Raw genomic sequence first — 6,644 nt, forward strand, 5'->3', positions numbered from 1 at the left:
CCACCACCAGGGGTGGCGCCCCCAGGGGCGCCGGGGGCACCTCCCGGCCGAAGGCCGGGGGCGGAACTGCGCGACTCCGGAAGGAACCCGACCAGTAGGTCCGGAACGGCGGTGCGTCCGCCGTTCACGAGCCGCTGACCGGTGTGCCCTTCCGTTTCGCGCAGCCCCCGGCGCCCCTGTGTGTGCTTCCCGTGAGTCCGTGGGCGTAGGGTGAGTACGAAACCGTTTCGTTCCGTGCTGTTCGCCGGGAGGTCGCCATGGCGTCGGATGCCGAGCCGAGGGCGCGCCGCAGCCGCCTGACCGAGGAGCGCGAGCGCGAGCTGTACGAGGCCGTGATCGAGCTGCTCCGCGAGGCGGGGTACGACGCGCTGACCATGGACGCGATCGCCGCCCGCACCCGTTCCAGCAAGGCCACCCTCTACCGCCAGTGGAACGGCAAGCCGGAGCTGGTCGCGGCGGCCCTCCGCAGTTGCCGCCCCATCACCGCCGCCGACGTCGACACCGGCACCCTCCGCGGAGACCTCCGCGAGCTCCTCCGCCTCCGCTGCGCCACCTCCCTCCGGGACGCGGCACTGATGCGCGCCCTCGGCCAGGCGATGCACAAGGACCCGGACCTGCTCCGCGCCTTCCGCACGCTCGTCGTCGAACCCGAGACGGCGGCCCTCGCCGCGATGCTCGACCGCGGGGTCCGCCGGGGCGAGCTCGCCCCGGACTGCCCGGCCGCGCCCTTCGTCCCGCACATGGTGCTGGGCGCCCTCGCCGCCCGACCGCTGCTGGAGGGCGTCGAGGCCGACCCGGAGTACCTCGCCCGCTACGTCGACGCGGTGGTGCTCCCCGCCCTCGGCCTCTGACCACCCACCCCTCCCCAGGACGGACATGCCACCCGCCGACCCGCCGCCCTCCACGACCGACCGGCCCGCCCCACGGCACGAGCCCGACCGCCCGGCGCAGCCGGCCCGCCCGCACCCCGTCCGCGAGCTGCTCCTGATCGCCGTCCTCTACACCGTCTACCGGCTGGGCCGGGTCGCCGCCGAGGGCCACGTCCCGCGGGCCTTCCGCAACGCCGCCGACGTGTGGGACCTGGAGCGCACCCTGCACCTCCCGGGCGAGGCCGGCGTCCAGGACCTGCTGCTCCACAGCGACCTGCTGGTGCACGCCGCGAACGCCTTCTACGCAACGGTGCACTTCCCGGCCACCGTGCTCTTCCTGCTCTGGACGTACTGGCGCCGCCCGGGGCACTACGTGTGGATACGCCGGGTGCTGACCGTCCTCACCGGCGCCGGCCTGGCACTGCACCTGCTGCTGCCGCTGGCGCCGCCGCGGATGCTGGAGGTGACCGGCCTGGTCGACACGGCCCGGGTGTACGGGCCGGCGGTGTACGGGGACCCGGCGACCGACAGCCTGTCCAACCAGTTCGCGGCGATGCCCTCGCTGCACGTCGGCTGGGCGCTGACGGTCGCGGTCGGACTGATCGCGGCCACCCGCTCCCGCTGGCGCTGGCTCTGGCTGCTGCACCCGGTGGTGACGTACCTGGTCGTCGTCGGCACCGCCAACCACTACTGGCTGGACGGCATCGTGGCGATCGCGCTCACCGGCGCCGCCCTGCTGCTGCTCCGCCCGCCGACCTCCCCCGGGGCCCCGCCGCCGCTGCGACTGCCCGGCCAGCGCCGGCCGACCGCCCCCGTCCGCCCGGCCACCACCGCCACCACCACGCCCTGACCTCGGCCGGTGACCCCGACGGGCCCGCGGCCGGGACCCCTGCCGGGGCCCCGCCGGGAGCGTCCCCGCCGCACCCCCGACCACCCGGATGCACACTGATCCGGGGTACCGTCTTCGGACGGCCGCCCACCGGGGCGGACCGAAGGACCAGGCGGTACAGCCAGAGGGACGGTGTACAGGTGGCACTGCCGGTGGAACAGGAGCGGCCGGTGGCGGACGAGGCGGACAGCGCCGCGCGCCCGCGGCCCGAGCGGCCCGAACGTCCGGGACGGCTCGCCCGCATCCGCGCGGGCCTGCCCAGGACGGGCCTGGCCGTGCTCGCCGGTCTGCTGACGGTCGCCGCCTTCCCGCCGTACGACCTGTGGCCGCTGTCGATCGTCGGCGTCGCCGCGCTGTCGCTGCTGACCCGCGGCCGCACCCTGCGCCAGGGCGCCTGGACGGGCTTCGCCTTCGGCTTCCCGTTCTTCCTCGGCCTGCTGGCATGGCTGCGGGTGGTCGGCTGGGACGCGACCGTCGGCCTGTCGGTGATCGAGGCGCTGTTCGTCGCCGCCATGGGCGCGGGCCTCGCCGCGACCTCCCGGCTGCGCGCCTGGCCGCTCTGGGCGGCCTGCCTGTGGGTGACACAGGAGTGGGCCCGGGACCGGCTGCCGCTCGGCGGCTTCCCGTGGGGCCGGCTGGCCTTCGCGAACACCGCGAGCCCGTTCACCCCGCTGGCCTCGCTCGGCGGCGCCCCGCTGGTGACCTTCGCCGTGGCGCTCTGCGGCACCCTGCTGGCCTGGGCCGCCCTGCGGCTGCGCCGTGGCCCGCGCCGCTCGCCGAAGGCCGCCGCGCTGGCGGGTCTCGGCGCGGTGGCCGCGCTGCTCGCCGGCCTGGTCGTGCCCGTCCCGACCAAGGGCGACGACACGGTGAAGGTGGCCCTGGTGCAGGGCAACGTGCCGCACCCCGGCATGGACTTCCTGGGCCGCCCGATGCAGGTCCTCGACAACCACGCCAGCGAGACCGAGAAGCTCGCCGCGGACATCGCCGCCGGCCGCGTCCCCAAGCCGGACGTCGTCATCTGGCCGGAGAACGCCTCCGACCTGGACCCGTTCTCCGAGCCGGCCGCCTATCAGCGGATCGACCAGGCCGTCCGCGCGGTCGGCGTGCCGACCCTGGTCGGCGCCCTGGTCGACGGCCCGGACGCGCAGCACGTGCAGAACGAGGGCATCGTCTGGAACCCGTCCACCGGTCCCGGCGCCTCGTACACCAAGCAGCACCCGGTGCCGTTCGGCGAGTACGTGCCGTTCCGCGCCGAGCTCTCCAAGGTGATCTCGCGCCTGCAGCGGGTCGCCCGCGACTTCTACCCCGGCGACCACAACGGCGTGATGCAGCTCGGCCCGGCCCGGATCGGCGACGTCATCTGCTTCGAGGTGGCCTACGACGAGATCGTCCGCGACACCGTCAACGACGGTGGCCGGGTCCTCGTCGTGCAGACCAACAACGCCACCTACAACCGCACCGGCCAGACCGAGCAGCAGCTCGCCATGAGCCGGCTGCGCGCCGTCGAGCACGGCCGCGCCGTCCTGATCGCGGCGACCAGCGGCATCAGCGCGGTGATCGCCCCGGACGGCTCGGTGGTCTCCCGGACGAAGGAGCTCGCCCCCGCGGTGCTCAACGCCACCGTGCCGCTGCGCGACTCCCGCACGGTGGCCGACCGGGTCGGCGCCGCCCCGGAGTGGGCGCTGGCCGCCGCGGGCCTGCTGGCCTGCGGACTCGTGGCCGCCGGTGCCGTCCGCCGGCGCCGTTCCGGCGGAACACCCGAGGCGGCGGAACCGTTGGACCAGGTGGTGCCGTAGTCGCGGCCGGAGCGTCCGGCCGGTGGGAGAGCACCTCCGGAGTGGATCCGTCCGTGTCCCAGCAAGCAACCACGGCCCGGCCGGCGCGCCGCAGCACGCTGCGCCGGGTGCTTCCCCTGCTCGTCGCCGCCTGGCTGGTGCTGGAGATCTGGCTGCTGACGGTGGTGGTCTCGGCGACCGGCTGGTTCGGCGTCCTGGTGCTGCTGCTGGCCGGTGTGTTCACCGGCGGCTGGCTGATCAAGCGCGCGGGGCTACGGGCCTTCTCGGCGGCCGTGGAGCAGAGCCGCGATCCACAGCCGAAGCAGGCGCAGACGCCGACCACCATGACGGTCCTCGCGGGCGTGCTGCTGATCGTGCCGGGCTTCCTCTCGGACGTGCTGGCGCTGACGCTGCTCTTCCCGCCGACGCGGGCGCTGTGGCGGGCCGGTGCCCGCCGGGCCGCCCGGGACGTGCTGCGGTCGACGACCCCGGTCGGTGAGGACCGCCTCGCCGACGCGATGCGGCTGCAGGAGCAGCTGCGTATCCACCGCCCCGGCGGCACGGTGATCCAGGGCGAGGTGGTGGAGCCCGGCACCGGCGCCGGTCCGGACACCGAGTACCGTCCGCCGATCGCGGGCTGAGCCGACCGTTCCCGACGCCCCCGGGCCGGCCGCCCGGGGGCGTCGGGGTGCCGCCTCCCGGCCTGCCCGGCTCCGGGCATGCCGAAGGGCCCGGACACCTTCGTCCGGGCCCTTCACGGTTGTCGGTGCCGCCCCCGGCATCGCCGGGGGAGGACCTCACGCGCTCTTGCGGCTGTCGCGCGGGTGCACCGCGAGGTTCATGCCACCGGAGCGGAGAACGGCCAGCCGCTCGGCCAGCACCTCCTCCAGCTCCTCGCGCGTCCGACGCTCCATCAGCATGTCCCAATGGGTGCGCGTCGGCTTGGTCTTCTTCTCCTCCGGCTCCTCGCCGTCGAGGAGTACGGCCTCCTGGCCGCAGAAACGGCATTCCCACACCGAGGGGATCTCCGCCTCCACGGAGAAGGGGACCTCGAAACGGTGTCCGTTCTGACATGCGTACTCGACGGTCTGGCGGGGAGCCAGATCGATACCACGGTCGGTCTCGTAGCTAGTGGCCCCGAGTCGCGTGCCGCGGAGAGCTCGCTCGCTCATGAATCGTGCCTCCCGGGCTTATGGCCCACAGGACTAGTGGTCGCTGTCTTCGTCGTTCGGTCAACGCTCGGCCGTCGACGAAGATTCCCGTCCGGGGACATGCGTCGCCTGTCGTGCCGCCCACGTTTGTACCCATCGGCGCCCGATTTGTCACATCTGGACGGGGATGTCACCCTGCGTGCCACGACTGGCGCACAGAGCGATCACCCGGACGCCGCACACGGCTCCCCGATCGGCCGATCCTCCGAACGGCGCTCACCAGACCGGCCGCGGGCGGACCGCCCCGGCGTCCTTGCCGAGTTCCACGCCGAGCTCGGCGACCAGGTCCTCGGCCCGGTCGGTCGGCGCAGTCGGTGCGGCGGCCGGCGCGGAGGGGGCGGCCGCCTCGGTGCGGGTGTCCCGGTGCGGCAGCAGGGCGATCACCGCGTCCCGCAGCTGGGCCGGCGCGTCCTCGTCCAGCGGGTCGACCGTGGCCGGCACCTGCAGCCGGACGGGGGCGGTGGCGCCGACCCGGGCGTAGCCGCGGCCGGCCGGGGTGTGCGCGGCCGGGGTGATGTCCAGCGCGGCGCCGAGCGCGGCGCGGCCGAGGTCCGGGGTGACCGGGCCGAGCACCACCCTGGTGCGGGTGGCGGCGCGGACGGTCGGGCGCAGCCGGGCCATCGCCTCCACGTCCTCGGCGATCACCACGGTGACCCGGGCGGCCCGGCCGTGCCGCAGCGGGACCTCCAGCAGGTCCTGCGGGTCGGGGCGGTCCTCGGCCTGTGCCAGCTCGCTGAGCTCGGTGGGGTGGTCGAGCAGCAGCCAGAGCGGCCGGGTGGCCTCCTCGGGGGCGGCGACCCCGTGGTGCCGGGCCGCGTTCAGCAGGCCGAGCCGCCGCTCGGTCTCCTTGGCGGCCCACTCCAGGGCGGCGACCGCGCCGTGCAGGCTGGTCTCGACGGTGTGCACGCCGGGCCGGTTGACCAGGCAGGCGTGCTCGCCGGTGCCGGCGCCGTCGATCACCACCAGGTCGCCGTGCGGCAGCGCCTGCAGCGCGATCGAGCGCAGCAGGGTGGAGGTGCCGGAGCCGGCGGAGCCGAGCGCCAGCAGGTGCGGCTCGGCGCTGCGCGGGCCGACCCGCCAGACCGCCGGCGGCTGCTGGGCGACGGTGCCGCCCTGGGTGACCGGGATGGTCCGGCTGCTGCCGAGGCCGTCGGTGAAGCCGAGGACGATCTCGCCCGGGGCGGTGACGAAGCGCTGCGCGACGATGTCGGTGGCCAGCGGCGCGAGGGCCGTGACCCGCAGCCGGTTGGACTCCTCGTCCCAGTCGAAGCGGTACTCCCGGGCCCGGCCGGCCTTGCCCTGGACGACCTGTTCGATCCGGGCCCGGGCGGCCGGCTCGGTGTCGGTGAAGTACGCGGGGTAGGCGATCTCGAGTGCGGAGAGCCGGCCGTCACCGTCGAACTCCCAGCCGCCGAACGCGTTCTTGTAGTGGCCGTCGAGGGTGTAGAGCGGGCTCATGTCGTCCGGCCCGGCCAGGTACGGGGTGAGGGCGGCGTAGAGCGCGGCGAGCTTCAGGTCGGCGGCGTCGGGCTCCGGGGCGGCCGCGGCCTTGGGCCGGCGGCCGGCCCAGGCGGCGCTCGCCATCAGGCCGGCCAGGGTGAACAGCAGGCCGTGCGGCAGCAGGAAGACGCCGAGCACCAGGGCGGCGGTCAGGAACAGCGTGGGACCGCGCCGCTCCTTGGGGGTCGCGGCCCAGCGGCTCTTCGTCCACTCGACGTGGTGGCGCAGCCCGCGGCCGATGAGCGTGAGCGGCGCGAACATGTCGGCGGTGTGGTCGCCTGCGGTGCGTGCGAGGTCGCGTCCGCGGTGGAGATGGCGGGTGAGGGACATGGCGGGCTCCCCGAGCGGTGGGACAGGGATGGGGGCGGGGCGGTGGCGCGGCAGTGGGACGGGGTGGGAC

Annotated in this window: 6 protein-coding genes; 4 read left to right on the forward strand and 2 right to left on the reverse strand. The window is 75.2% G+C overall.

The window, feature by feature from the left end; translation table 11 throughout:
* Positions 1 to 257 precede the first annotated feature (257 nt).
* The 4 genes from IE98_RS0135745 (at position 258) to fxsA (ending at position 4,174) form a co-directional block, all read left to right on the forward strand.
* Positions 258 to 851 carry a TetR/AcrR family transcriptional regulator gene (locus tag IE98_RS0135745; protein WP_030276062.1) on the forward strand — a complete coding sequence of 198 codons (594 nt, stop codon included), beginning with the start codon at positions 258 to 260 and terminating at the stop codon, positions 849 to 851.
* Between the two features lie 25 nt (positions 852 to 876).
* Entirely contained in the window at positions 877 to 1,719 is an 843-nt protein-coding gene (locus IE98_RS43620; protein WP_052391428.1) for a phosphatase PAP2 family protein, read from the forward strand.
* A gap of 179 nt (positions 1,720 to 1,898) precedes the next feature.
* A complete protein-coding gene (gene lnt, locus IE98_RS0135755) occupies positions 1,899 to 3,554 on the forward strand; it encodes an apolipoprotein N-acyltransferase (protein ID WP_052391429.1) in 1,656 nt (551 codons plus the stop codon).
* Between the two features lie 53 nt (positions 3,555 to 3,607).
* Positions 3,608 to 4,174: an FxsA family membrane protein gene (gene fxsA / locus IE98_RS0135760; RefSeq protein ID WP_030276067.1), complete on the forward strand. Its 567-nt coding sequence runs from the start codon at positions 3,608 to 3,610 to the stop codon at positions 4,172 to 4,174.
* Between the two features lie 156 nt (positions 4,175 to 4,330).
* Here fxsA and IE98_RS0135765 read toward each other — a convergent pair whose 3' ends face one another.
* Entirely contained in the window at positions 4,331 to 4,705 is a 375-nt protein-coding gene (locus IE98_RS0135765) for an RNA polymerase-binding protein RbpA (protein ID WP_030276069.1), read from the reverse strand.
* Between the two features lie 255 nt (positions 4,706 to 4,960).
* Positions 4,961 to 6,574 (reverse strand): FtsK/SpoIIIE domain-containing protein, encoded by a 1,614-nt coding sequence (locus IE98_RS0135770; RefSeq protein ID WP_078661567.1) that lies wholly within the window; start codon positions 6,572 to 6,574, stop codon positions 4,961 to 4,963.
* Between the last annotated feature and the right edge of the window lie 70 nt (positions 6,575 to 6,644).

Source organism: Streptomyces sp. NRRL B-24484 (assembly GCF_000717715.1).
Classification (GTDB): domain Bacteria; phylum Actinomycetota; class Actinomycetes; order Streptomycetales; family Streptomycetaceae; genus Kitasatospora.

Bases quoted from the DNA above. Each gene is read 5' to 3' on its own strand.
- IE98_RS0135745 (WP_030276062.1), top strand. From the start codon at position 258: ATGGCGTCGGATGCCGAGCCGAGGGCGCGCCGCAGCCGCCTGACCGAG.
- IE98_RS0135770 (WP_078661567.1), bottom strand. From the start codon at position 6,574: ATGTCCCTCACCCGCCATCTCCACCGCGGACGCGACCTCGCACGCACC.
- IE98_RS0135765 (WP_030276069.1), bottom strand. From the start codon at position 4,705: ATGAGCGAGCGAGCTCTCCGCGGCACGCGACTCGGGGCCACTAGCTAC.
- IE98_RS43620 (WP_052391428.1), top strand. From the start codon at position 877: ATGCCACCCGCCGACCCGCCGCCCTCCACGACCGACCGGCCCGCCCCA.